Here is a 24,087-nt window from a genome sequence, read left to right on the forward strand (position 1 = left end):
CATCGAGATTAGTCTATTGCGGCCTGTTTCGCCTCTGTTCGTATAAGCGCATCCTCAGTTCTGAAGTCACCCCAACGCCGCAGCCCAAAATAAGCTAAAATTCAAGCAGATTAAGCATTTCGCCCTCAGTAATCCCCCATGCTAGAGACTCTGCAAACCCAAATTTACCAACTAGAAAAATTTGCTAACACCCTTGTCTCTTACCAACTGACACACCTGAGTTTGCTGAGTATTGGGATCATTTTTGCCGCAGGGTTACTCACTAGCCTCACACCCTGTATGCTGTCCATGTTGCCAATTACTATTGGCTACATCGGTGGTTATGAAGCCAAAAGTCGTTGGCAAGCAGCAGCCCAATCAACTTGGTTTGCCTTGGGATTGGCGACTACCCTAGCAGGACTAGGCGTGGTAGCTGCTTTGGTTGGCAAAGTCTACGGTCAGATAGGTATTGGTTTACCGATTATTGTCAGTATCATTGCTATCTTGATGGGGCTAAACTTACTAGAAGCTTTACCTCTGCAACTTCCATCTTTTGGTGATACTAATTGGATTCCCCAAGACTTGCCTTCAGGGGTGCGTTCCTACGGTATTGGCTTAACTTTCGGCTTGGTCGCCTCCCCTTGTAGTACTCCTGTGTTAGCCAGTCTACTAGGTTGGGTTGCCAACACACAAGATTTAATTTTAGGCGCTGTTTTGTTGATTTCTTATACAGCAGGCTATGTAACTCCCTTGATTTTGGCGGGTACTTTCACAGCATCAATTAAAAAGTTGCTGGAACTGCGTCGCTGGTCTGGTTGGATAAATCCAGTTAGCGGTGCATTATTGGTAGGATTTGGCGTATTTTCTCTAATTTCTCGGATTCCTCTAGGCAGTTTTTAAGCAATGACTACAGACAATTCAGCCCCCACAGCATCCCCTTGGTGGTCGCTACCAGGAAAATTTTTGCGACGAGAGTTTTTACCTGTACTGACAGATTTACGTTTAGCGATCGCTCTATTATTAATCATTGCTCTATTCAGTATCTCTGGTACTGTGATTGAGCAAGGGCAATCACCAGCATTTTATCAGGCTAACTACCCAGAACACCCGGCTTTATTTGGTTTCCTCACTTGGAAGGTGATCCAAGTGGTGGGGTTAGATCATGTTTATCGGACTTGGTGGTTTCTCTCCTTATTAGTTTTATTCGGGACTAGTCTCACTGCTTGTACTTTTACCCGTCAGTTACCAGCCTTAAAAACTGCCCAACGCTGGAAATATTACGAAGAACCACGCCAATTTCAAAAACTCGCTTTAAGTGCAGAACTAGACGCTGGTTCTGTTAATTCCTTAAGCCAAATATTACAAAATCGCCGTTATAAAATTTTTCAAGAAAAAGACGATATTCTCTACGCCCGTAAGGGAATAGTCGGGCGCATCGGCCCTATCATTGTCCATATAGGTATCGTCACCATCCTCTTAGGGTCAATTTGGGGCGCAATGACGGGATTTATTGCCCAAGAAATGGTTCCTAGTGGCGAAACCTTCCAGGTGAAAAATATTATCGATGCAGGGCCATTAGCAGCCGGACAATTTCCCCAAGACTGGTCTGTACGTGTTAATCGTTTTTGGATTGACTACACCCCGAAAGGTGGCATTGACCAATTTTACTCAGATATGTCTGTCTTGGATAATCAGGGAAAGGAAGTTGACCACAAAAAGATTTTTGTCAACCAACCTCTGCGTTATCATGGCGTAACTTTCTACCAAACTGATTGGGGCATTTCCGGTGTGCGTGTCCGCCTCAACAAAAGCCCCATCTTTCAGTTACCAATGGCACTTTTGAATACCAACGGACAAGGGCGAATTTGGGGAACATGGATTCCCACCAAACCAGATTTAAGTGAGGGTGTTTCCCTGTTGGCGAAAGACTTGCAAGGTATGGTGTTAATTTATGATGCCCAGGGTAAGTTGGTTGATACTGTACGTGCGGGAATGTCTACCCAGGTAAATGGCGTGACACTCAAAGTTTTAGATGTAGTTGGTAGTACTGGCTTACAAATTAAAGCTGATCCTGGTATTCCAATTGTTTACACTGGCTTTGGTATCCTGATGCTGGGTGTGGTGATGAGTTACTTTTCGCACTCACAAATCTGGGCATTACAAAAAGGCGATCGCTTATATGTTGGTGGTAAAACCAATCGCGCCCAGGTGGCTTTTGAACAAGAGGTTCTGGAAATTTTAGAACGCTTGAGTTCACAATCTGCGACAGCAAGTAATCAGCAGTCCTAAATACGATGGGGAAGGAGGCAATTATTATTCTTTCCCCATTTCTTCTATCTCTGATACAACCTGCATAAATTATACTTAGCTTAGGCGACACCGTAATCTGTATACTGACGTTTATAAGGAGCTTGCAAACCCAGGACAATATCTTCCCGCGGTACTCCCATCATCACTAATTCCTCTGCTGGATTGCGATCAGTTAAATTCTGTTGTAGCCATATTTTTCCATCTTTAATATCAAAATGAATCACGCATCGATAAATACGATTCAATCCTTGCCAACCTACATTCATCCATTGATAATGATTACGTTCTGTGTCTAAAATTAGTTGAACCTCAACATCTTGGTCTGAGACATCATCACTGGCGTAGTTAGTCAACAATTTTTTAACTAATTCTTGATATTTTACTAATTTATCCATTGTACAATAGCCTCCTTTTCCGGATCATAAATAATTAACAACACCTGATACTGTTTAATTGCTGTTTTCGTAAATTCAAGTTGAAAAAATATTTTGTAAGTATCTAACGGAACTGCTAAATATAATACTCGCTCTGCTTCATATCCTGCTAATGCTAGACGGTAACTCAGGAATTGTCCTAAAGCAGAGTAAAAATCTGTAATAGGAGAAGGGTTTAAAAAGCTTTTGATTTCAATTGCTATTTTTTTATTTCCTTTTTCTGCGGCAATTATCTTCTCCGCTCCTAAATCAATTTGGAAATTGACTTCTCCGAATTTAAATTTTAACGGATCGCTTGTAATAATCCATTCTTCTTTTTGTAAGGCTTTTTTAACTGATTCATGAAAAATATCTTTTGCAGACACAAGTAAAAATAAATATCTTTTTTATAAATTTTAACGCACTGGAAGTGATTCTCTGACAGCTAGACTTTCACTATTAGTTTTTATCGTCAATAGACCTTTCAAAGTGGTATGGATATTTTAGTCTAGAAAATACTGTATCCATGTGGCAATGAGTAATTCTTTTAACTAATGCAATACTGAGATACATAGAGAAGATCAAAAATTTTGTTGCCAGAATTGATGCTTTTATTAACCACCTTGAAAGTGCTGAGTCGCAATTTCCTCCTGTTGTCTGCAGTTCATGATGCGTATTTACTTTATTACGTGAGATTAAGGGAAATATAAAAAAATATTAATAGCCATATAGTTATACAATCATTAATAGTTAAATGATTTTGGGGCTAAAAATAGTCTGGATCTATCTGGGCAGTGGTAATTGCCAGACAGATGAATGCACAGCCTCTCTAAACCTAGAATAACAATCCTCACAACTCTGGCAGCCAACCAAAGTTGATGAATTTGACTGCCTAAAAATCTGGCGTTTGAATAACAAGGAAGCAAAAATGAGTAGCAATCTAGCTGTTAAACTGCGCGCTGGCACTCAACAAGCTCACACAGCAGCAGAAAACGTGGGGTTCATGAAATGTTTTTTGAAAGGCGTTGTCGATAGAGAAAGCTTCGCCAAATTTTTAAGCAACTTGTATTTTGTCTACAGTGAACTAGAAGCTGCGATTCAAAGCCATGCCAACAATCCAGCGATCGCCCCGATTTACTTCCCAGAACTAAATCGCCTAGCCTCTTTAGAAAAAGACATGGTATTTTACTATGGCAGTGAATGGCGTAGTCTCATCGCCCCTTCAGCTAGCGCTCAATCTTATATCAAGCATATTCGAGAGCTTTCTGCCACTGCACCCGCTTTATTAATTGGTCATAGCTACACCCGCTATATGGGCGACCTTTCCGGCGGTCAGATGTTGCAAAAAATTGCTCAGTCAACCTTAAAGCTGTCTGGCTACGAAGGTACATCCTTCTATAACTTTGAGCAAATCCCTGACAAAAAAGCCTTCAAAGACCAGTATCGTCAGGCATTGGACTCTGTACCCGTTGACGATGCCACAGCAGATAAAATTGTTGCAGAAGCCAATCGGGCCTTCCAGTTCAATATGCAAATGGCTACAGACCTAGAAGGTAATTTAATTAAAGCTCTCGGTCAAGTAGTATTTAATAGCTTGACTAGTACCCGTAACCCAGGTAGCACCGAAGCAGCAGTATCTTGAATCAGCCAAGAAATGGGGGAGAAAGTTAGAGAAAAATTTCCCCCAACCCCTAATCCCTTCATTTAGTTCAATTAACACATCATGGTCTAGCGTTGATATCTAAACTAAGAAGCAGCTAGAGCATAAAGCTTTTATTAGCAATTTGCTGTGCGTCGAAAAACAAATTGCTTGTCCCCTATACCCATATAACCGACCACTAGTCAGTTATGACGGAAATCAAAATATCATTAGGCAAAATTCCCATGACTCAGTCGATAGGTGTTATTGAATTTTGTAGCCCTTGGGCTTTCCGTAGGGTATTTTGACTTCCACGTAGCGGCATGGTGTGGTTGCAGTACCTTGGAGGTTTTGATGGTTTTTGTCTTACCTGGTGTCAAGTTTGATCTAGACATGATCAAAAAATATGACACTCCTGCACCTAGATATACCAGTTATCCACCCGCTACACAGTTAACTGAAGAATTTAGCGCCACCGATTATCAAAGTGCGATCGCCGCCTCAAATCACAGAAAATCGCCCATATCGTTGTATTTCCACATTCCTTTTTGTCAAAGTTCCTGTTACTTTTGCGGTTGTAATACGGTTATTTCCAACAACAAAAATATTGCTAAACCATACTTAGAACATCTGGTAAAAGAAATCAAGCATACAAGTAACTTGATTGATCCAGACAGAAAAGTATTACAAGTTCACTGGGGTGGTGGGACACCGAATTACTTAGATTGTGATCAAGTAGAATTTTTGTGGAAACATATTCATCGCCACTTCAATATTGATCCACAGGCAGAAATATCCATTGAGATTAATCCCCGCTACGTTGATCAAAACTACATCTCCTTTTTGCGTGAGATTGGTTTTAACCGGATTAGTTTTGGCATTCAGGATTTTAATAGCCAAGTACAAAAAGCTGTCAACCGTATCCAACCGGAAGAATTGCTAGTTAATGTCATGAGTTGGATTAAAGCCGCTAAGTTTGACAGTGTAAATGTAGACCTAATTTATGGTTTACCTCATCAAACCTTGCAAACATTTCGGGAGACGGTGAAAAAAACCGTGGCATTAGACCCCGATCGCATTGTAGTCTTTAACTTTGCTTATGTTCCTTGGTTGAAGCCAGCCCAGAAAAATATTCCCTTGGAGGCGTTACCCCAACCGCAGGAAAAGCTGGAAATTTTAAAAATGACTATTGAGGAACTGACTAATAGCCAGTACCTATTTATTGGGATGGATCATTTTGCCAAGCATAACGATGAGTTAGCGATCGCCCAACGTAACCACACCCTCCAGCGCAACTTCCAGGGCTACACCACCCATGCAGGTACAGAACTTTTTGGCTTTGGTGCGACATCTATTAGTATGCTGCATGATGCTTATGTGCAGAATCACAAGCAGTTAAAAGAATATTATCAAGCTGTTGCTGGTGATGCTTTACCTGTGAGCAAAGGTATCAAACTCACAACCGATGATATTCTCAGACGGGATGTGATTATGTGTATCATGTCTAACTTTTATCTGCATAAGCAAGAGATTGAGGAGAAATATCAGATCAATTTTGATGAATATTTCTCTCAAGAAATTGCAGCTTTAAAACCATTAGCGGCTGATGGATTAGTTAGTCTCTCTAGCAAACACATTCAAGTAACAGAAATCGGTAGATTACTCGTGAGGAATATCGCTGTTGTCTTTGATATTTATCACCACAATCAAGACAAGCAATTCTCTCGTACTATTTAATTCACAGGGGTGCGGGGCTGAGGTATGGGAGAAAAATTTACCTAGTCTCCAATCCTCAGTTTTTTATAGTCCCCTGATTGGCGCTAGTTTCTGGCTTGATGAACTTCAGGGTCATGCGATCGCAACTGATTAATTTACTGAGTCAGATCCAAAGGCTTCCTTTAGTTCGCTCCAAGTGAATTGTTATACGACTATTCACCTCCACAGCCTCCACCTCCACAGCCTCCGCAACCTCCCCCTCCGCAATCACTGCCGCCATCATTGCCATCAGACTCACCAGAACTATGACCACTAGAATCGCCCCATCCCCATCCACTACCCCAACCCCCGCAGCCAGCAGATCCACAACCACTGCCGCCCCAACCTCCTCTGATACGAGGGGGTGAAGGATTTTTCATCAAATCTACTATCCCTACAAGAAATCGTATAACGCCAAATGCTGCCGTAACACAAATAACGGCGAGTATAGCCCCTGTAAATGGATCGATATTGTTTTCAAAATTGCCTATATAACAACCGCTTAATATCAAAGTGAAAAGAATAGCGGTACTTGTTGTTGCTGCTTTTTGAACTTGCAGCTTTGGCAATACCCAATTTTGTTGAGTGTTGACTCGCACAAAATATAAATCGCGTCCAAAACGATCCTTTGGTGTAGACCAAATCTCTAATGGAGGTTTTACTTCAAAAAATCGTTCGTAGCTCTCCAAAGTCTTGCTATACCAATCATCAAATTTTTGATTTTCAGCCTCTCCGCCAAGAGTTGGATCATGATACAAGGGTGTTTGCAAAACCTGTGAGCAGAACTCTTCCCAATACGATCGCGTATAAGTCAAATGCAGATGCCAAACTTGGTCTACTTGGTCTGAAGGGGTAACTGGATGCCCTGCTGCTACAGCCAAAAAAGCGAACTTCTTGTACTCCTCAATGGTTTGCCGAGCGTACTGCAATGACCAGCCATTATCTCTTGCCAGTCGTTTGCTAAATGATAACGGAGCATCTGGTTTGTCTAACGAAAATGCTTGAATTCGCTCATACAACTCTATTTGCTCAGTATTCATTGCTTGAACACCCGTGCTAGCTAACCCTTCAGAGTTCACCATCTTTTTTACTGAATTTAGATAAACTTTACTCAGAATTTAACATCGCCTTTAACATTCGTCGAAAGCTGACATAGTTCTGAAGTCTAATGAATAGCACTACAACTGTTTCCCCACAGAGGACTCAAGCCGTATAACAGTGAAGTTGTGCGGCGACAGACAAGCTTGAACTCTCACCGACGATTTCTGCTCCGTCCGCACCAACGCAGTGTTAGCTGGCTACTGCGATCGCGGAAGACGCTGATCCATACAGATGTATCAACCAGCAACATAACGAGTTTCACGTAGGGCTTTATAATCAAAATCCGGGGCAAATTGAATCTGTCCTGCAAGGTCGAGAAGGTTTTTCTTACGGCGCGATCTCACGAATTCTTGTAGAGCAAGATTCATCAATTCTTCTTGGGTGGTGAGGTTAGTCAGTTGAAAAGCTTCGTTGAGAAGCGATTCATCAAGGTTAAGGGTAATTTGCATAGATATGGATATTGGATTGAAGTAGGCATGATTATTCTTTTTGCATTTTAACCAAATAGATGACGAACCCACCTCTGGATTTATCGCCAGTGGGGCTGGAAATGAAATTCTGTAACCCTTGGCAACTGTAGTTTTGGGCGGTTTATTTACATCTACGTCGAATTCTATTGCGCCAATGGTAAAATATGGGTAAATTACCAGAATTTTGGCTTATGTCTGACTCAATTAACTCCCTACGCACTTTGAGTCAGACAATTTGTCATGATTGTGCTTTTCATACCAAAGTAGAAGGAGCGATCGCCTGTGTTCACCCGGAAGAATTAGGGGTAAACTTTGCTGTTGTCACTTTCTGCAATTCCTTTCAACCATCCCAAGAAATTGATAGTCCTTGCGTGACTTTCGGTAGCGATGACGCAGAATAGCCCGCTTATTAGCGGAGGGTAGGGCGCAGTGAGAGGAATCACTGACAACTAACAACTGACAGTTAAATCTTGAACTTACCTTGAGCAAAATCAAGTTTAAACTGCTCCAAACAGCCTTCTAATCGGGATAACATTTCTTCAATCCGAGCATCGCTGCTCAGGTGAGGTTTGGCTATTTTGACTAAACTAGACAGTTCCTTTGCGGTTTTTTGCTGTCGTAGCCAGTCCTGCAACTTTCGAGCTGGAGTTAGGAGATTATCTAACTTATTAGTAGTCTTGTTCTTAGCCCATCCACCTGTGGAAGAACGGGGTTGATAAAAGTGACTCAGGGAGTAAGACTCATACTCAAGTTTCATCGAAGCACACCAATCTTGCCACTTCAGGGGCAGAATCGAAGGATGGGTGCTTACCGGAATCCACGGTACTCGTAGGGTATCTGCAACAATCGCTCCGTGCATGGCTTCACAAATCAGAACTTCTGTTTGACGAATGCGTGTCAAAATATCTTCAATTTCCCAAGCTGGACTGATGTAGCCAAAACCCAATTGATCACAAACTCTCTGCCAACCATCTCCCGCAAAATTATAGTGAGGCATATAGGAGAATTTATATTTTTTGGGGATGGAACTGTGATCTATTAATTTACGTAGCAAGAGTGCGCCATCTGTAACCGCTAAATCGCTACTCAAACCCAGTTTTTCTGCTGAGATTGGCCCCCGTACACAGTAGATATGGTAAGATTCATCAATTACAGGGGTAGCTTTTTCATAACCTGCGCCTGTGCTAAAAATCACTCGCAATTTGGCCTGAGGGGTACGGCGTGGGAGTGCGTCGTTAATGAGAGTGCCAATTCCCACAAAAGCGCAATTGGGATCATCATCTAAGATTCCAGGAATTAGCTTCTCCCACAACCAAGGATTCAGCGCATCTCCAAAATTTTGCCTACCTTCTGGATACTTGCAATAGTAAAGTTTCATAGTTAACTAAATATAACTTTCATGAGCATAGGGACTAGAAATTATATCGTGTCCGGTTGAACACCTATCATACCCGTGACCTTGGTAATTAGTAACCAGTAATAAGCTGTTACGCATTTAAATTGTATATTTCGCACTCAGGTTGTCAAAAGTCTAAAGTCCACAGTCTAAGCTAGCCTTTGACTCTGGACAGCCCTGACGCAAGAATATTTGATTTAGGTGCGTATCCGCTAGTTACCCATGACAATTTAAACCAACCATATTGTAAGTAATTAACCGGACTTGAATAGTATTTTTTTCACAGATCAGTAAAGATTTATAAACCTGGCAAGATAGCCAAATTTGCGAAATATATCAATGAAAAACCCGTTTCTAACCTTTAAGTAGCTGTCTAGCAAAGGCGATCGCAGCTTCTGTTGTTGTGACTTTACCTTCAATTCTGGCGATCGCAATCTCTGTTAGGAGTTCTCCCACCAGTGGCGAGGGGGGAATATCGAGTGCTATCATTAGATTTTTACCACTTACTAGCTGAGTGGGATGAGCGACCAGATCATCAGGGTTAAGGTAGCGGGTGATCAATGGAGAATAAGCGGATAGCCGATTGTCGCCAGACATCGCCTCTACCAGAGTATCTTGTACTAAAGCTAAAACAGCGATCGCTGCAAATACCATACCTGCTTCTTGGAACACAAAGTACTGTTCTCGCTGGGTATTAGCTGTTTTTAGCTGGGGAAATAGTTTCAGAGCCGTAGTGACAGCGCGAATCTCGGCGCGACTGTAGGTGAGTTTTTGCAGCTCGATTTCGGCAACACGTGGATCTGGGTGGACTAGACAAGCGAGTTTGGCAATACCTAGCCAAGTAGTCTTCACTGTTTCCCGGACGTATCCTTGCAGTTCCGCACCTAGTTGCGGCCAATGTTTTGTCAGTAAATCAGCGACTTCATCAACTACCGCTAATTTACGAAAGCTTTCAGGTGTGGTATTTGGAAAGAACTGCTTGAGTAAACCATCATTTTCAGCTATTGCCATCCAAGTATGACCTTGAGGACTAGCAAGTAAATAGCCAATTTCTACTCGCACTCGTTCGGCGGCGACTTGACACAGTTGTGATGCTAAATCACGAATAGCGGCTTGGGTGGCTGGTTCAATAGTAAAGCCTAGTTGAGCAGCTTGGCGATAAGCTCGTAATAGACGTAAAGGATCATCTTTGAGGTTGGCTTTGGCTATCATCCGCAACACACCCGCCTGTAAATCAGCACAGCCGTTGAGGGGGTCGATGATTTCTTGGGTGTGGGGATTGTAGGCGATCGCATTCACTGTAAAATCCCTTCTATGGAGGTCAGTCTCTAAACTATCCCCTTCCTGTTGGGCAAAGTCGGCTGTAGCCTGGGGAAATACCACCCGCGCAATTCGCCGCACCGGATCGAGTAAAACAAAACCAGCTTGATAACGATGAGCGATCGTTCTAGCTACTTTCACAGCGTCCGATGGTATCACGAAATCTAAATCCAGATATTCTCGACTTCTACCCAACATCGCATCCCGCACCGCACCACCAACCATATAAGCAGGTTGTGGCAACCATTCCAGGCTAAAAGGCCAATTTTCAGGCGCTAGGGTAGAAGGAATAAATCCAGACATTGTAATAAAACTCTAACCAGTAACTGGTGCTGAATGCTGTGGCTTAAGTTAGATTAACAATAAAGGACTTGGAGTTGGTTCTATTATGTGTATTTGCGTAAACTGCCACTATGTAGACCGTTGTGTAACTTATAATGCCGTAGAAACACAACACCAACAACCACATTTAACTGAAACCCCAGATTTCGACCCCAATGAACCCTCCATCAACGTTAATATTCGCACCAAAGATGATGTGATTGAAATGGAATGGGATGTTGTTGGTTGTCTCAGCTTTAAGCGAGAAATGGGCAAGTGGTCGAAGTTGCGTCCGGGTGAATTAGTCCCGACTTGATTAATTTGTCATTCGTAATATCACTATGCGGAAGTATTCGTAAGCAATACCCACCAAAATCATGATACGGTGGGCATTGCCCACCCTACAGAGACTCAGATTTGTTCAATAATCAAATCGGATTTCTATAGTAGCTCTATATCAATTTACTTTGACTACGCCAATAGCAGACCCCAAATCCACAAAATACGGTTTATCCCTCCACACTACTACCCCAGAATTGGGACTAGCAATTAGTAATTTGGCTGGCGAAACTCGCTCCCAAGTGTGGAATTTAGGGCGAGATTTATCTAGTTATATACATCAATATTTAGTAGAATTTATCGCCCCCCAAACTTGGGCAGACTTGGCTTTTATTGCAGTTGCCAAAGGGCCTGGAGGTTATACGGGAACTCGTATTGGTGTTGTCCTGGCTCGCACTTTAGGGCAACAGTTAAATATTCCTGTGTTTGGGATTTCCACCTTAGCCGCAGTGGCTTGGACAGAAGTCGGTAAAAATCAACAAACAAAAGCTATTGCAGTGGAAATGCCGGCTCAAAGAGGTCAGATTTTTGGGGCGATTTATCAGCCTTCTCCGCATGGTAATGAATTAACAACTTTATTACCTGATACAGTATTTACACCAGAAGCATGGCAGGAGACTTTAGCTAACTGGCAAAGTGATTACCAGTTAGTAGAAGCCAAAGTCGATTTAGCAGCAACGGTGACAAGTATTTTGGAGCTTGCTAATTTAGAATGGCAACAAGGTAAGCGCCCTAACTGGTCGGAAGCTTTACCGTATTATGGACAACATCCTGTAGATGTATAAAGAAGGCAGGGAGCAGGGAGGTTATAAAAGTAATGACTGTTAACTGTTGACTGTTGACTAATCATTAATTTTGAATTTTGAATTTTGAATTTTGAATTGATTCATGACCATAATCTTAACTAACGATGACGGTATTGATGCGCCAGGCATTAAAGCCTTAGCTCAAGCCGTCAGTGGCAAAAACTTTATTGTTGCTGCACCAAGAGACCATCAATCAGGTTGTGGTCATCAAGTTACTACTACTCGCCCAATTAATCTCCACAGACGTTCTGATAGTGAATATGCGATCGCTGGTACTCCTGCCGATTGTGTCAGAATTGCAATCACACAAATTTCACGGGATGTCAAGTTTGTTTTGTCAGGTATCAACGCTGGTGGTAACTTGGGTGTTGATGCTTACATTTCTGGCACTGTTGCGGCTGTGCGAGAAGCTGCTATGCACGGTATTGCCGGAGTTGCTATTTCCCATTATCGTAAAGCCAAGCAAAATTTTGATTGGGAACTAGCTGCTAAATGGACGGCAGAAGTTTTAGAGGAATTACTGCACCGTCCTTTAGAACCGGGATACTTTTGGAATGTCAATTTACCCCATTTACAGCCAGGGGAAACCCAACCAAAGTTGGTGTTTTGTCAGCCTTGCACTAAACCTCTACCAGCCAACTATCGCATTGATGGCAACGATTTTTATTATGTGGGTGAATATGGCAAGCGTGAACGCACCCCAGGAAGTGATGTGGATGTTTGTTTTACCGGTAACATTGCAATTACACAATTAAGAGTGTGAACTCAATCCCAATACCTTTGTGACAGGTATAAAGGTAAAACTTACAAATCATCGTCACAATCTGGTTGTATCCCCGTCATATCCGACTGCTAAGTTAAAAATACACAGCCGACACCTTCACTACGGAGGCTTTGTAGATAGTTGGTATGTTTACTTTTGTTCTGGCTACATTTTTGGTGAGTTTACTCACTGCATCTGGTTGGGCGGCGATCGCCTACCTGTTTCCTCAGAATCATTCCCAAGATTAATGATCATCCATAACTCTTTTACCCAAGCGTCAGTACATGACGCTTGCTTTTTTTTGATTTTAAGTCCGAATGAGCGTTAAATTGCATTTAACTTGCATTTTTTCTGGTGTAGGTGGTAGATTTCGTGAAGTTCAAGGCTAGTACTTTAGGGTTAGTATTTTTACCCAGCGCTCATTTCAGATTTTAACCGAATCCATTTCGTGAATAGGTATTTATATTTGCTGTTAATTTTTGATTTTTTTGCTATTAAATCCGTTGTGTAATTAATTCGACCAAGTTATTTTGGAGGAATAATTAAATTTGTTTTTCAGAGGCTTGATTATGAATCAAATACAATTAACTCTATTGATTAGTTATTTACTCATGACTTGCTATTTCTTTAGCAATTGGGTAAGATTTTCTCTGCGCCATCCTACTTCTTCCCCAGAAGATAAGTTTTTAACTCTTGTTATGTGTTTAATTACAACTGTTTTCTGGCCTTTAATTGTACCAGTGTCATTAATGGAAATCATTAAGCACAGAAAAATAGAGGTTAGCACTATCATTCCTGTTTTGTTAGTGATATTCGCTGTAACTATTTCTTACCTTATATCAGAGTTATCTGCCTAATCCAAGAATTTATCTGTAATTTGCAACGCTATTAAATTTAAATTTCTTAACACAGTTAGAAATATGAGCGTTATCCTATGTATAAAATTTTGACTCAGTGATTAAAAATAAAATTAGAGGCGCTGAATGTGACAATTTTGTCACAATTTAGGGAAATTTAGGCAAAGTTTTTCAAAGTTACCCCTAGTTATAAATTAAACCTGAGATAATAGGGAGCTAGAGCCAGGATTGGCTGTTTAACTTCTGGTGCTGGATGTGTCATTTATTTTTGAGCTAGTTTAATGCCATCCTTGTGGGTGGATATTCTTCACAATTAATGACATCTCCTACCTGTAAATAAGCTTATGCCAGATGCAACTCCCAAAAATCCAGTTGTTATGCTCCACGGTTACTCTGATACGGGGAAATCTTTTCAAGCGTGGATAAAAAAGTTTGAAGAAAACAATTATGATGTCAAAATTATTCATATTTGTAAATATGTATCCCTATCTAATGAGATTAACATTGAGGATATTGCTGAAGGATTAGATCAAGCTTTAGCGGAGAAATTAGGTAATAACAGAACCTTCGATGCGATCGTTCACTCAACTGGAATGTTGGTGATTCGTGCTTGGTTGGCGAAATACTCTAGCCAAGGTTATTATCGACTCCAGCACTTGATTGGATTAGCACCAGCCACTTTTGGTTCTCCTATCGCCCACAAAGGCCGCAGTTTTTTAGGTGCGCTGTTTAAAGGAAACAGAGAGTGGGGGCCAGACTTTCTAGAAGCAGGAACTCGCATATTAGATGCGTTGGAATTAGGAAGTAAGTTTAGTTGGGATTTGGCACATAAAGATTTACTAGGCGAAACCACATTTTACGGTTCAGGTAGTGATACACCTTTTGTATTTACCTTCTGTGGAACACAACAGTTTTTTCAATCACCATTACTAAATAACTTTGTCGGAAGAATCACAAATAGAGTTGGTGTACCGCTTGATGGTACAGATGGTGTTGTCAGGTGGGCTGGATGTGAACTGAGAACACGTAAAATAACTATAGATTTTACTAAACAGCAACCTGAAGATAAATTATCTATTTCACCCTGGAAAAATAGTGGTATTGCTCATGCAGTCAGAGTTAAGGATCATAACCACGGCAAAATTATGGGTGATCCTAGTTTAGACTTGGTAGAGTCGGTATTTCAGGCATTAAAATTTACATCTGAACAAGATATTAATCTTTGGCATCAGACAGCCTTAAAGAGGCTATCACCAAATGATTCTGAGAATGCAGAATGGCAACAGTTTATTATTCGGGCGATAGATGATAATGATGAGCCAATTCCTGATTACTATATTGAATTGGCAACATCACAAAACAATCAGTGGAAACGAATTGAAGATTTTGGTGTAGATGTTCACGTCTATGCACAAGATAAAAGTCTACGCTGTTTTCATGTAGATATCACTAAGACTAAAAATTTGCAAAATTTGCAAATACGCATTGTTGCGTCATCAAATTCCGAGTATGTGCGTTATGTTGGGTATGCTTCTAGTGCAGAAAATTCTGATTCTATTACCGATTTAGAGCTAGATATTTCTCATATTTTGCAGCAGAAAGATATCAAATTTTTCTATCCATTCACCACAACTCTAGTGGAAATAAGACTTAAGCGGCAAACAAGAAAACAATTATTGCAGTTTATGGCTTTCGCTGAATCAAAATTTTGATTTTCTGGGGATTGGGTACTGGGTACTGGGGATTGGGGATTGGGGATTAGGCAAGAAAATTTTGGAGTAAGTTCTCCCCCTGCTTCCCCTGCTCCTCTACTCCCCTGTTTCATCTATGACTAGTCGAGGGAATTTTGTCATCACGGGTAGAATCTAGTGGTATGTGTGGGGGTTTTGGTCTAAAGCGATCGCGGATTTTACTAATTACGATGTAGAGAATGGGGACAACAAATAGACTCAACACAGTTGAGACAATCATTCCCCCTGCCACGGCTGTACCGAGAGATTTTCTACTCGCTGCACCTGCTCCTATAGGATTAATCAATGGCCAGACACCAAGAATAAAAGATAGGGAAGTCATGAGAATAGGTCGCAACCTTTCTTGTGATGCTTGCACTGTGGCTTTGATAATGGGCAAGCCCCGTTCGCGCAATTGATTGGCAAATTCCACAATCAAAATGGCGTTTTTACTAGCCAAGCCAATCAACATGACTAAACCTACTTGGCAAAAGACATCATTACTCAGACCCCGCAGCCACTGAGCTGATAAGGCTCCTAAAATAGCTAGGGGAACTGACAGCATAATAATTAATGGGTCAACGTAGTTCTCATATTGAGCTGCCAACACGAGAAAAACAAAGACTAACCCTAATCCAAAAATTACAGGTGCTTGACCTCCTGATTCTTGTTCTTCCGCAGTTATCCCCGACCATTCGTAACCCATACTGGCGGGTAAAACTTCTTTTGCTAATTTCTCCATCGCTGTAGTTGCTTGACCAGAACTATAACCAGGCGCAGCCGCACCGTTGATGGTAATTGAGCGGAATAGGTTGTAGTGGTTGATTGTTTGCGCTCCAGTCGCCGGAGTAATTTTCACTAGGTTACTCAGGGAAATCATTTGATCGTTGGCAGAGCGGACATATAACTTACCGATATCCTCAGGGTTAGAGCGAAATGGCGCATCTGCTTGCACGTAAACCCGGTAAGTTCTTTGTTGGAAATTAAAATCGTTGACGTACCTGGAACCCAAGTAAGATTGCAGGGTGTTGAACACGTCATCTACATTAACTTGTAAGGCTTTGACTTTGTTGCGGTCGATGTCTATTAACATCTGGGGTGTGTTAGCACTAAAAGTACTAAATACACCTTGCAAACCAGGAGTCTGATTCCCCTTCATCATGATCTGACCCATGACTTGCAGCAGATTATCTAAGCCACTGTTACCTGCTCTATCTTGCAGTTCAAATTGAAAACCGCCGAAGTTGCCTAAACCATTGATTGGTGGAGGACTAACGGGGAAAATTCTGGCTTCGGTGATGTTGGCGAAGACTCCTGCCAACTTGCCAATAATTTCTGGTGCTGATTGTCCTGGTTGTTGGCGCTCATCCCAAGGCTGGAGGGTAGTAAAAATTACCCCACTGTTGGCACTGTTACCACTAAAACTAAAGCCACCAATGGCAAAGGTTCCTGTAACTTCCGGTAATTTGAGGATTTCTTTTTCCACCTGAGCCATGACATTGCTGGTGTAGTTGAGGGAAACTCCTTCTGGCCCTTGGATGATGGTGATGAAATAGCCTTGATCTTCGTCAGGGATAAATGCTGTGGGTACGCTGAGATAAACCCAGCCTGTCAAGGCGATGGAAGCTAGGAATAATAAGACAACGATCGCCCTAACCTTCACAAGAATATTGAGCGATCGCTCATATCCCCGGCGCATCCAATCCAAAAACCTATTAATCTGGTGAAAAATTTTGCCTAACCAACCACGGGGGCGCTGTCCCCGACGTAATAATAAGGCTGAAAGGGAGGGTGTGAGTGTCAGAGCCAAAAAGGTGGAAATAGCCATCGAAAAGGCGATGGTCAGGGCAAACTGTTTATAAATCTGTCCTGTAGTACCTGGGAAAAAGGCAACAGGAACAAATACCGCCATCAACACTAAGGAAGTGGCAATTACAGCCCCAAACAGTTCCCGCATGGACTCGGATGCAGCCTGACGGGGCGACATTCCCTCTTCCTCAATTAACCGGGAGATGTTTTCCACCACGATAATCGCATCGTCTACCACTAACCCCGTAGCTAATGTCAAACCAAACAAAGTTAAGGTGTTAATGGAAAATCCAAAGACTTTGATAAAGGCAAAAGTCCCAATTAAAGTTAAGGGAATGGTAATTACCGGAATCAGGGTTGTACGCCAGTCTTGCAAGAAGAGAAAAATCACCAAGACAACCAGAATCAGGGCTTCTATCAGTGTCTTGACCACTTCCGCGAGGGATTCTTCCACAAACAGGGTCGTATCAAACGCCACTTGATATTTCAACCCTGGGGGAAAGCTTTGTGCTAACCGAGCCATTTCGGCTTTTACTGCCTTGGATACTTCCAAAGCATTACTACCAGGGGTAGGAAATATCCCTATACCCACACCCTCATTACCTCGGAATCGCAGAAACGAACTATAATTTTCTGCCCCTAATTCTGCCCGACCCACATCTTTGAGCTTGATAAGTGTGCCATCGGTTCCAGTCTTAATTACCATGTCGGCAAATTCCGTTGCTTCGGAAAGTCTGCCGCGAGCCTGTAAGTCTATTTGATACATCTGGTCTGGCAGGGACGGCTGCTGACCAATTTGCCCCACCCCTACCTGTATGTTTTGTTCGTTGATGGCATCAATTACATCTTGAGCAGTCAGCTTGCGACTGGTTAGACGATTCGGGTCAAGCCACAATCGCATAGCATAGCGCCGTTCACCAAAAATCCGCGCCTCGCCCACACCATCAAGCCTTTTCAGGGCATCTACTATATATTGGTCGGCGTAGTTACTTAAAAATACGGTGTCATATTCCTGTTGTTCGCTATACAGCCCCATCGCTAACAGGATATTGTTAGACTGTTTGCTGACTGTGACTCCAGTACGTTGTACAGCCTCTGGTAACTGGGGCTGGGCAATAGATACGCGGTTTTGGACATCAACGGCGGCAATATCTTTGTCCCGTGATGGGTCAAAGGTGACGGTAATGGTGCTAGTACCATCGTTACTACTGCTAGATGTCATGTACTTCATACCTTGAACGCCGTTGATTTGGCGCTCCAAGATACTTGTCACCGTATTTTCCACGACTTCCGCGCTAGCCCCAGTGTAGTTAGCATTAACAACAATTTGTGTAGGGCTAATTTCTGGATAGCGATCAGTAGGTAGGGTGGGTATACTGATTGCGCCTACCAGCAAAATGATAATGGCGCAGACACTTGTAAATACAGGTCGCCTGATAAAGAAGTCAACAAACATTGGGGATTGGGGATTGGGGATTAGGGATTGGGGATTGGGGATTGGGGATTAGGGATTGGGGATCGGGGTTTAGGGATTAGGAGATTGGGGTTTATTCTCCCAGTACCCAGTACCTAGTACCCAGTACCTAGTACCCAGCCCCCAACCCTAAGATTCAGGAACAATAGGAACACCATCACGGAGATTCAGCAGTCCTGAGGTGACAATTGTGTCTGTTGGCTGCAATCCCTTGATGATTTGGTAATTATTACCTCTGATATCACCCAACTGCACCCGTTTTTGCCGTGCAACTAGTTGGGAGGTTCCTTGGGGTGTTTTTTCCGTTTGGGTTACATAGACAAAAGTTTCCCCGGCGATGCGTGTGACTGCTGTAATCGGAATTAAAACGCCTGTGCGTTGATTCCAAATCACTCTAGCTCTCACTAGCTGATCTGCCCTTAATTGACCATTTGTGTTGTTATATAAGGCTTTCACCAGAATTGATTGGGTTTCATTACTGGCATTAGGAGCAATGAAAAATACCCTACTAGTACCCAGTGTTTGACCTTGGGTGTTCATAATCTCTACTGGCATTCCCTGACGTAATTGGGAACCTCGTTCTAGAGGTACAGAGATATTGACCTCCAAGGGTCGGTTTTGAGTAATGGTTAATAGTGGTGTGGAACTATTGACAAAATCACCAATTTTAATAGGGATATTGCCGACAGTGCCTTCAAAGGGGGCGGTAATTCGATAGAACTGGAGTTGGACTTGTTGTTCGTCAGTGTTAGCCTGGGCTTGCTGCACTGATTTTTGTGCTTGGGCGACGCTAGCTTTTTGGGCTTGAATCCTAGATTCTATCGCGTTGAGATTAGCTCGTGCTGTAGCTAGTCTGTTGGCATACTGATCCTTAGTTTGCCGAGATACAGCGCCTTGGTCAGCTAAAGTTGTATACCTGTCGTACTCTTGCTGATTCAATCGCACATCAGCAACATTAGATAATCTTTCCGCTTCTAAGGATTTGAGGGTAGCATTAGCGTTTTCTAGTTGTGCTTTGCTGGCTTGGGTTGCTGCATCGTTACTGATGACGGCTGCTTGCTGCTGTCTGGGGTCGATTTGAATTACGGCTGCACCAGAGGCGATCGCATCTCCTGATCGCACAAATATTTGGGTCACTTGACCCTGTACTCTCGGTTGGAGAGTGACGGAACGTCGAGACTCTAAGCTAGCCACAAAATCTGTGCTTTCTTCAATAGTTCCGACTTGTACTGGTGATGTTTTTACTCTTACGCCTGGAGGTTGAGCCTCAGCCGTGGCGGGTGGGCGATCGCTCGGAGTCAGTAACCGCCAAACTATAGCTGTTCCACCCCCTAATAATAGGATGGCAGCCAACAATAACCTGAGCCACCGCCTTTGTTTTGGTGGTGGCTCAGGGGGTTCCTGGGGAAGATTATCTCTAAAATCAGTTTGAGGCTCAGAGGATGACATGGTTTACAGCGAACCTAAGAACTAATTAACTAAACATTGTCACAACGATAAATATGTAGGCGATGGAATTTACTTATTTAGCATGAGTCTCCATAAATAGCTTTGTGTTAGCTCACCCAAAATATACTGTTTTTATATTTTCGCCAATCTACCTAAAGGTGAATGATAAAGTCTAGTTTACAAATCAAGAGTATATCTTGTCTTTTCAATTATTGCTGAAATTTTTCTAATCTTGCTTTCGAGATTCGATATTTTTCTGTAATTGGTAATTGGTAATATAGAAGTTTCCTGATATTGGTTACTGAAGTTTGATTCATATAGATTAGTTTTTAATTGTTATTTTTACCTGTAAAACTAAATCTAGGTTATAAGATTAACCAAGAAAATTACTTATCATAATGATTTGAATTAATGAGTATCGATAATTACAAAATATCATATCTCCCTAGCACAACCAAGTTGCTTTTTTCGATGTAGTCTGCGCTTAAAAATATTTAATAGGATTCTTATCGTAAGTAAAAGGGTTTAAGACCCCTACCTCTCTACTTAGTATCATTTACCCTACGGGATATTGCTACAGTCGGGGTTTAAATCCCCGTCTGAAGGCGAACAGCGTGCTGTAGGCAAAATGTTTTGAATTTTAAATTTCCCCTACACCCTTGATTTTTCGTTTTCATGGGTAAGTTCGATTGATTTTATAAATAGCCTCTTATTGCTTGATGTAGCTAATAAAAATTATTCGACTGCTGCCAAATCATCAGACTTTTTACCTAATGAATCACTTGCAAGAAAACCAGAAATAGCAAAGAGCATCCAACCGAAACATACTTGCTTCCTTGTTTGCCAATCTTGTCTATTATTGATAGTAGGAATTGGTTGACTATTCATCTCTAATTGCCAACAAATCATGCCACCTATACCGAACAATACAGCACTAACGATAGAGGAAATTGTCACAGTTCTAAATATCCAGGAAGCAAAATTTTGTTCCATCCGTAAACGCCTGACAGCGCGGCGATTACGAATCATACTTAATTCATCTTTGTTCAGACTGAGTGGAGCTAGTGGATAGGTTATTTGTTGATTTCCCATCATTTTTGTCACCTAATATCTCCTTCTACGTCATATATGATATCCATAACTGTGGTTATATATAAACTTTCGTCGGAGATAATTTATTAAATAAATTTCAAGATAAAAAGTTTAAACAAGTGCTGGTTCTGCAAGCAAATACCCAAAGATATAAGTAGGACAGCATAAATATTTGCTGTCGGGAATAGTCAGCTATGCTGAAAGAATGAGGATGGAGGATTTTAGTTCATACTTCTTAACTAAGATAGTTTTGTTTTTTGACGGCCGACTTACTTAAGAAAGAGATTTGATTATTACAAAAATATAAGTATCTGTAGGAATACTGGAACAATAGTTTTGTTTTTTTTACGAATCTTGAAGACATGGTGTGAGAAACCAAAATCTATTTTTTTTTGCTATGGTGATCCCAAAGGAATTATTAAGCACACAACGAAGTATAAACAGTATTGATCGTGTTTATGGTGCTGCGATGGATTTCTGTCCACCGTAGGCGAGCGATCGCCAAATAACGAAAATAAATGCAACAAAAAACTAATTCTCCATAACCAGAGCATTAATTAAGGGAGGTAATACTGATGGTGACAGTATCTCAAAACACTTTAGCAAAATGTTCTCAAGAGGAATCGCTGGTTCTCTGGCTTGATAAAGTTGGCATTAAAGATATTGCCTTAGTGGGGGGTAAAAATGCCTCATTGGGGGAAATGATTCAACAACTGACACCCAAAGGTGTGAACGTACCGACAGGATTTGCTACTACTGCTTACGCTTATCGTTATTTCATCCAATCGGCTGGGTTAGAAGCCAAGTTACGGGAACTGTTTGCAGATTTGGATGTGGAGGATGTGAGAAATTTACAAGAAAGGGGACTAAAAGCGCGATCGCTCCTCATGCACACCCCATTTCCTGTAGAATTACAACAGGCGATCGCCTCTGCTTATGAAAGTTTGTGTAAGCAGTACAACCCTGATACAGATGTCGCCGTCCGTTCCAGCGCTACCGCCGAAGACTTACCAGATGCGAGTTTTGCTGGACAACAAGAAACTTATCTCAATGTAGTTGGCGCAGAAGAAGTATTAGCAGCTTGTCATAAATGCTTTGCTTCCCTATTTACAGACCGCGCCATTTCCTATCGCCATACTAAAGGATTTGATCACTTTAGCGTCGCCTTGGCTGTGGGTGTGCAGAAAATGGTACGTTCTGACCTAGCCACCTCTGGGGTGATGTTCTCTATTGACACAGAAACGGGTTTTAAAGATGCAGCCTTAATTACAGCCGCCTATGGTTTAGGTGAAAATGTTGTTCAAGGCGCAGTTAATCCAGATGAATATTGTGTATTTAAGCCGACATTAAAAGCAGGATTTAAACCAATTATTGATAAAAAATTGGGCAGTAAAGAATTAAGAATGGTCTATGATGAAGGCTCCCAATCTACTAAAAATGAAGCAGTATCAATAGTAGAACAAAATCAATTTGCTCTCAATGACGCAGACATTTTACAACTGGCTCATTGGGCTTGTTTAATTGAAGACCATTATTCTCAAGCCCACGGTAGTTACACCCCAATGGATATTGAATGGGCGAAAGATGGCATCACCAACCAACTTTTTGTAGTGCAAGCACGGCCAGAAACGGTGCAGTCCCAGAAGAATGGTAACGTGTTGCGGAGTTACCGCTTGGGGCTGGGGACTGGGGAGAAAACACAAAATATATCACTCCTCCCTCTTGTTACTGGACGCGCTATTGGTGAAGCCATTAGCCAGGGGAAAGCGCGGGTAATTTTAGATGCCAAACAAATAGAAGAATTTCAGGCTGGGGAAGTGTTGGTGACGGAGAGAACTGACCCTGACTGGGAACCAATTATGAAACGTGCCAGTGCAATTATTACCAATTCTGGTGGTCGTACTTGTCATGCGGCAATTATCGCACGGGAATTGGGTGTGCCGGCGATCGTTGGCTGTGGTAATGCCACGCAAGTTTTAACAACTGGTCAAGAGGTGACGGTTTCTTGTGCGGAGGGTGAAGAAGGTAAAGTTTATCCTGGGTTATTACCTTTTGAAGTTAAAGAAGTTCCCTTAGAAAACTTACCCCGCACCCATACCCAAATCTTGATGAATGTGGGTAATCCCCAAGAAGCGTTTAGTTTATCGGCAATTCCCAATGACGGTGTTGGTTTAGCCAGGACAGAGTTTATTATTGCTAACCAAATTCAAGTTCATCCCTTGGCATTGATTCACTACGACAAATTAGCGGATGCAGAACAAAAAGCTAAAGTTGCGGCTATCACCGCCACGTATGAGGATAAACCCCAATATTTCGTCGATAAATTAGCCCAAGGTGTGGGCAGAATTGCCGCCGCCTTTTATCCCAAACCTGTAATTGTGCGAATGTCCGATTTTAAGAGTAATGAATATCGCAACCTTGCAGGGGGTTCCCAATTTGAACCAGATGAAGAAAACCCGATGCTGGGTTGGCGGGGGGCTGCACGTTATTATGATCCAGGGTACAGAGAAGGTTTTGCTTTAGAATGCCATGCTATCAAGCGGGTGCGGGATGAGATGGGGTTAACTAACGTTATTCCCATGATTCCTTTCTGTCGCACACCAGAGGAGGGACGCTTGGTTTTAGCAGAGATGGCGAAACATGATTTAAAACAAGGTGTGAACGACTTGCAGGTTTATGTAATGTGTGAGTTACCAAGTAACGTCATCTTGGCCGAACAGTTTGCAGAGGTGTTCGACGGTTTCTCCATCGGTTCCAACGACTTGACTCAGCTGACACTAGGATTAGATAGAGATTCAGCTTTAGTCGCTCGACTATTTGACGAACGTAGCCCAGCTGTGAAACAAATGGTGAAAATGGCGATCGCCTCTGCAAAAAAACAACGCCGCAAAATCGGCATCTGTGGGCAGGCACCAAGCGATTACCCGGAATTTGCCCAGTTTTTGGTAGAAGAGGGAATTGATTCCATTAGTCTCAATCCCGACTCTGTATTAAAAACGATGCTGGAAATAGCTAAGGTGGAACAGCAAAGCTGAGGCAAGAGGTAAATCAATTCAAAATTCAA

At 42.1% G+C, this 24,087-nt stretch carries 19 protein-coding genes; 10 read left to right on the forward strand and 9 right to left on the reverse strand.

Annotation, left to right across the window (positions count from 1 at the left end; all coding sequences use genetic code 11):
* The first annotated feature begins 138 nt into the window (after positions 1-138).
* Complete coding sequence (locus tag GSQ19_RS25035; protein WP_011320518.1) at positions 139-879, forward strand: cytochrome c biogenesis protein CcdA; 741 nt, start codon at positions 139-141, stop codon at positions 877-879.
* Positions 880-882: 3 nt separating this feature from the next.
* On the forward strand, positions 883-2,268 hold the full coding sequence (locus GSQ19_RS25040) for a cytochrome c biogenesis protein (RefSeq protein WP_011320519.1): 1,386 nt from the start codon (positions 883-885) through the stop codon (positions 2,266-2,268).
* An 80-nt stretch (positions 2,269-2,348) separates the two neighbouring features.
* Here the strand turns inward: GSQ19_RS25040 and GSQ19_RS25045 are convergent, their stop codons facing one another.
* A complete protein-coding gene (locus GSQ19_RS25045; RefSeq protein WP_011320520.1) occupies positions 2,349-2,684 on the reverse strand; it encodes a XisI protein in 336 nt (111 codons plus the stop codon).
* Complete coding sequence (locus GSQ19_RS25050; RefSeq protein ID WP_011320521.1) at positions 2,672-3,088, reverse strand: XisH family protein; 417 nt, start codon at positions 3,086-3,088, stop codon at positions 2,672-2,674. The genes GSQ19_RS25045 and GSQ19_RS25050 overlap by 13 nt, the downstream gene beginning before the upstream one ends.
* A 542-nt stretch (positions 3,089-3,630) precedes the next feature.
* Here GSQ19_RS25050 and GSQ19_RS25055 point away from each other — a divergent pair.
* Positions 3,631-4,344: a biliverdin-producing heme oxygenase gene (locus tag GSQ19_RS25055; RefSeq protein WP_011320522.1), complete on the forward strand. Its 714-nt coding sequence runs from the start codon at positions 3,631-3,633 to the stop codon at positions 4,342-4,344.
* 351 nt (positions 4,345-4,695) lie between these two features.
* Positions 4,696-6,078, forward strand: coding sequence for an oxygen-independent coproporphyrinogen III oxidase (gene hemN / locus GSQ19_RS25060; protein WP_011320523.1), 1,383 nt, complete (start codon positions 4,696-4,698; stop codon positions 6,076-6,078).
* Between the two features lie 191 nt (positions 6,079-6,269).
* Here hemN and GSQ19_RS25065 read toward each other — a convergent pair whose 3' ends face one another.
* Together GSQ19_RS25065 and GSQ19_RS25070 are read right to left on the reverse strand one after the other, a co-directional pair.
* Complete coding sequence (locus tag GSQ19_RS25065) at positions 6,270-7,178, reverse strand: glycine-rich domain-containing protein (protein WP_011320524.1); 909 nt, start codon at positions 7,176-7,178, stop codon at positions 6,270-6,272.
* A 255-nt stretch (positions 7,179-7,433) separates the two neighbouring features.
* Positions 7,434-7,646, reverse strand: a complete 213-nt coding sequence (locus GSQ19_RS25070; protein WP_011320525.1) for a type II toxin-antitoxin system VapB family antitoxin — start codon at positions 7,644-7,646, stop codon at positions 7,434-7,436.
* A 212-nt stretch (positions 7,647-7,858) separates the two neighbouring features.
* Between GSQ19_RS25070 and GSQ19_RS25075 the strand changes: the two genes are divergently transcribed.
* Positions 7,859-8,068 carry a hypothetical protein gene (locus GSQ19_RS25075; protein ID WP_041456930.1) on the forward strand — a complete coding sequence of 70 codons (210 nt, stop codon included), beginning with the start codon at positions 7,859-7,861 and terminating at the stop codon, positions 8,066-8,068.
* Between the two features lie 62 nt (positions 8,069-8,130).
* Here the strand turns inward: GSQ19_RS25075 and GSQ19_RS25080 are convergent, their stop codons facing one another.
* The gene (locus tag GSQ19_RS25080) at positions 8,131-9,045 is read right to left on the reverse strand and encodes a polysaccharide pyruvyl transferase family protein (protein ID WP_011320527.1); all 915 of its coding nucleotides are present in this window, start codon (positions 9,043-9,045) and stop codon (positions 8,131-8,133) included.
* Between the two features lie 372 nt (positions 9,046-9,417).
* Entirely contained in the window at positions 9,418-10,686 is a 1,269-nt protein-coding gene (locus tag GSQ19_RS25085; protein WP_011320528.1) for a tRNA nucleotidyltransferase/poly(A) polymerase-related protein, read from the reverse strand.
* Between the two features lie 85 nt (positions 10,687-10,771).
* On the opposite strand from GSQ19_RS25085, the gene GSQ19_RS25090 reads away from it, so the two are divergent.
* The 4 genes from GSQ19_RS25090 (at position 10,772) to GSQ19_RS25105 (ending at position 15,181) form a co-directional block, all read left to right on the forward strand.
* A complete protein-coding gene (locus GSQ19_RS25090; RefSeq protein WP_011320529.1) occupies positions 10,772-11,020 on the forward strand; it encodes a Ycf34 family protein in 249 nt (82 codons plus the stop codon).
* 151 nt (positions 11,021-11,171) lie between these two features.
* Positions 11,172-11,828 carry a tRNA (adenosine(37)-N6)-threonylcarbamoyltransferase complex dimerization subunit type 1 TsaB gene (gene tsaB, locus GSQ19_RS25095; RefSeq protein ID WP_011320530.1) on the forward strand — a complete coding sequence of 219 codons (657 nt, stop codon included), beginning with the start codon at positions 11,172-11,174 and terminating at the stop codon, positions 11,826-11,828.
* Between the two features lie 103 nt (positions 11,829-11,931).
* Complete coding sequence (gene surE / locus GSQ19_RS25100; protein ID WP_011320531.1) at positions 11,932-12,612, forward strand: 5'/3'-nucleotidase SurE; 681 nt, start codon at positions 11,932-11,934, stop codon at positions 12,610-12,612.
* Positions 12,613-13,813: 1,201 nt separating this feature from the next.
* Complete coding sequence (locus GSQ19_RS25105) at positions 13,814-15,181, forward strand: esterase/lipase family protein (protein WP_011320532.1); 1,368 nt, start codon at positions 13,814-13,816, stop codon at positions 15,179-15,181.
* A 109-nt stretch (positions 15,182-15,290) separates the two neighbouring features.
* On the opposite strand, the gene GSQ19_RS25110 is transcribed toward GSQ19_RS25105, so the two are convergent.
* The 3 genes from GSQ19_RS25110 to GSQ19_RS25120 form a co-directional block, all read right to left on the reverse strand.
* Positions 15,291-18,464: an efflux RND transporter permease subunit gene (locus GSQ19_RS25110; RefSeq protein ID WP_011320533.1), complete on the reverse strand. Its 3,174-nt coding sequence runs from the start codon at positions 18,462-18,464 to the stop codon at positions 15,291-15,293.
* Positions 18,465-18,611: 147 nt separating this feature from the next.
* Positions 18,612-19,931, reverse strand: coding sequence for an efflux RND transporter periplasmic adaptor subunit (locus tag GSQ19_RS25115; protein ID WP_011320534.1), 1,320 nt, complete (start codon positions 19,929-19,931; stop codon positions 18,612-18,614).
* 735 nt (positions 19,932-20,666) lie between these two features.
* Entirely contained in the window at positions 20,667-21,026 is a 360-nt protein-coding gene (locus GSQ19_RS25120) for a hypothetical protein (RefSeq protein WP_011320535.1), read from the reverse strand.
* A gap of 572 nt (positions 21,027-21,598) precedes the next feature.
* Between GSQ19_RS25120 and ppsA the strand changes: the two genes are divergently transcribed.
* Positions 21,599-24,058, forward strand: coding sequence for a phosphoenolpyruvate synthase (ppsA, locus tag GSQ19_RS25125; RefSeq protein ID WP_011320536.1), 2,460 nt, complete (start codon positions 21,599-21,601; stop codon positions 24,056-24,058).
* Positions 24,059-24,087: the final 29 nt, after the last annotated feature.

Source organism: Trichormus variabilis 0441 (assembly GCF_009856605.1).
Lineage (GTDB): Bacteria > Cyanobacteriota > Cyanobacteriia > Cyanobacteriales > Nostocaceae > Trichormus > Trichormus variabilis.

Excerpts from the sequence above, each read along its gene's own strand:
- GSQ19_RS25035 (WP_011320518.1), top strand. The coding sequence starts at position 139 with ATGCTAGAGACTCTGCAAACCCAAATTTACCAACTAGAAAAATTTGCT.
- GSQ19_RS25040 (WP_011320519.1), top strand. The coding sequence starts at position 883 with ATGACTACAGACAATTCAGCCCCCACAGCATCCCCTTGGTGGTCGCTA.
- GSQ19_RS25045 (WP_011320520.1), bottom strand. The coding sequence starts at position 2,684 with ATGGATAAATTAGTAAAATATCAAGAATTAGTTAAAAAATTGTTGACT.
- GSQ19_RS25055 (WP_011320522.1), top strand. The coding sequence starts at position 3,631 with ATGAGTAGCAATCTAGCTGTTAAACTGCGCGCTGGCACTCAACAAGCT.
- hemN (WP_011320523.1), top strand. The coding sequence starts at position 4,696 with ATGGTTTTTGTCTTACCTGGTGTCAAGTTTGATCTAGACATGATCAAA.
- GSQ19_RS25065 (WP_011320524.1), bottom strand. The coding sequence starts at position 7,178 with ATGGTGAACTCTGAAGGGTTAGCTAGCACGGGTGTTCAAGCAATGAAT.
- GSQ19_RS25070 (WP_011320525.1), bottom strand. The coding sequence starts at position 7,646 with ATGCAAATTACCCTTAACCTTGATGAATCGCTTCTCAACGAAGCTTTT.
- GSQ19_RS25075 (WP_041456930.1), top strand. The coding sequence starts at position 7,859 with ATGTCTGACTCAATTAACTCCCTACGCACTTTGAGTCAGACAATTTGT.
- GSQ19_RS25080 (WP_011320527.1), bottom strand. The coding sequence starts at position 9,045 with ATGAAACTTTACTATTGCAAGTATCCAGAAGGTAGGCAAAATTTTGGA.
- GSQ19_RS25085 (WP_011320528.1), bottom strand. The coding sequence starts at position 10,686 with ATGTCTGGATTTATTCCTTCTACCCTAGCGCCTGAAAATTGGCCTTTT.
- GSQ19_RS25090 (WP_011320529.1), top strand. The coding sequence starts at position 10,772 with ATGTGTATTTGCGTAAACTGCCACTATGTAGACCGTTGTGTAACTTAT.
- surE (WP_011320531.1), top strand. The coding sequence starts at position 11,932 with ATGACCATAATCTTAACTAACGATGACGGTATTGATGCGCCAGGCATT.
- GSQ19_RS25105 (WP_011320532.1), top strand. The coding sequence starts at position 13,814 with ATGCCAGATGCAACTCCCAAAAATCCAGTTGTTATGCTCCACGGTTAC.
- GSQ19_RS25110 (WP_011320533.1), bottom strand. The coding sequence starts at position 18,464 with ATGTTTGTTGACTTCTTTATCAGGCGACCTGTATTTACAAGTGTCTGC.
- GSQ19_RS25115 (WP_011320534.1), bottom strand. The coding sequence starts at position 19,931 with ATGTCATCCTCTGAGCCTCAAACTGATTTTAGAGATAATCTTCCCCAG.
- GSQ19_RS25120 (WP_011320535.1), bottom strand. The coding sequence starts at position 21,026 with ATGATGGGAAATCAACAAATAACCTATCCACTAGCTCCACTCAGTCTG.
- ppsA (WP_011320536.1), top strand. The coding sequence starts at position 21,599 with ATGGTGACAGTATCTCAAAACACTTTAGCAAAATGTTCTCAAGAGGAA.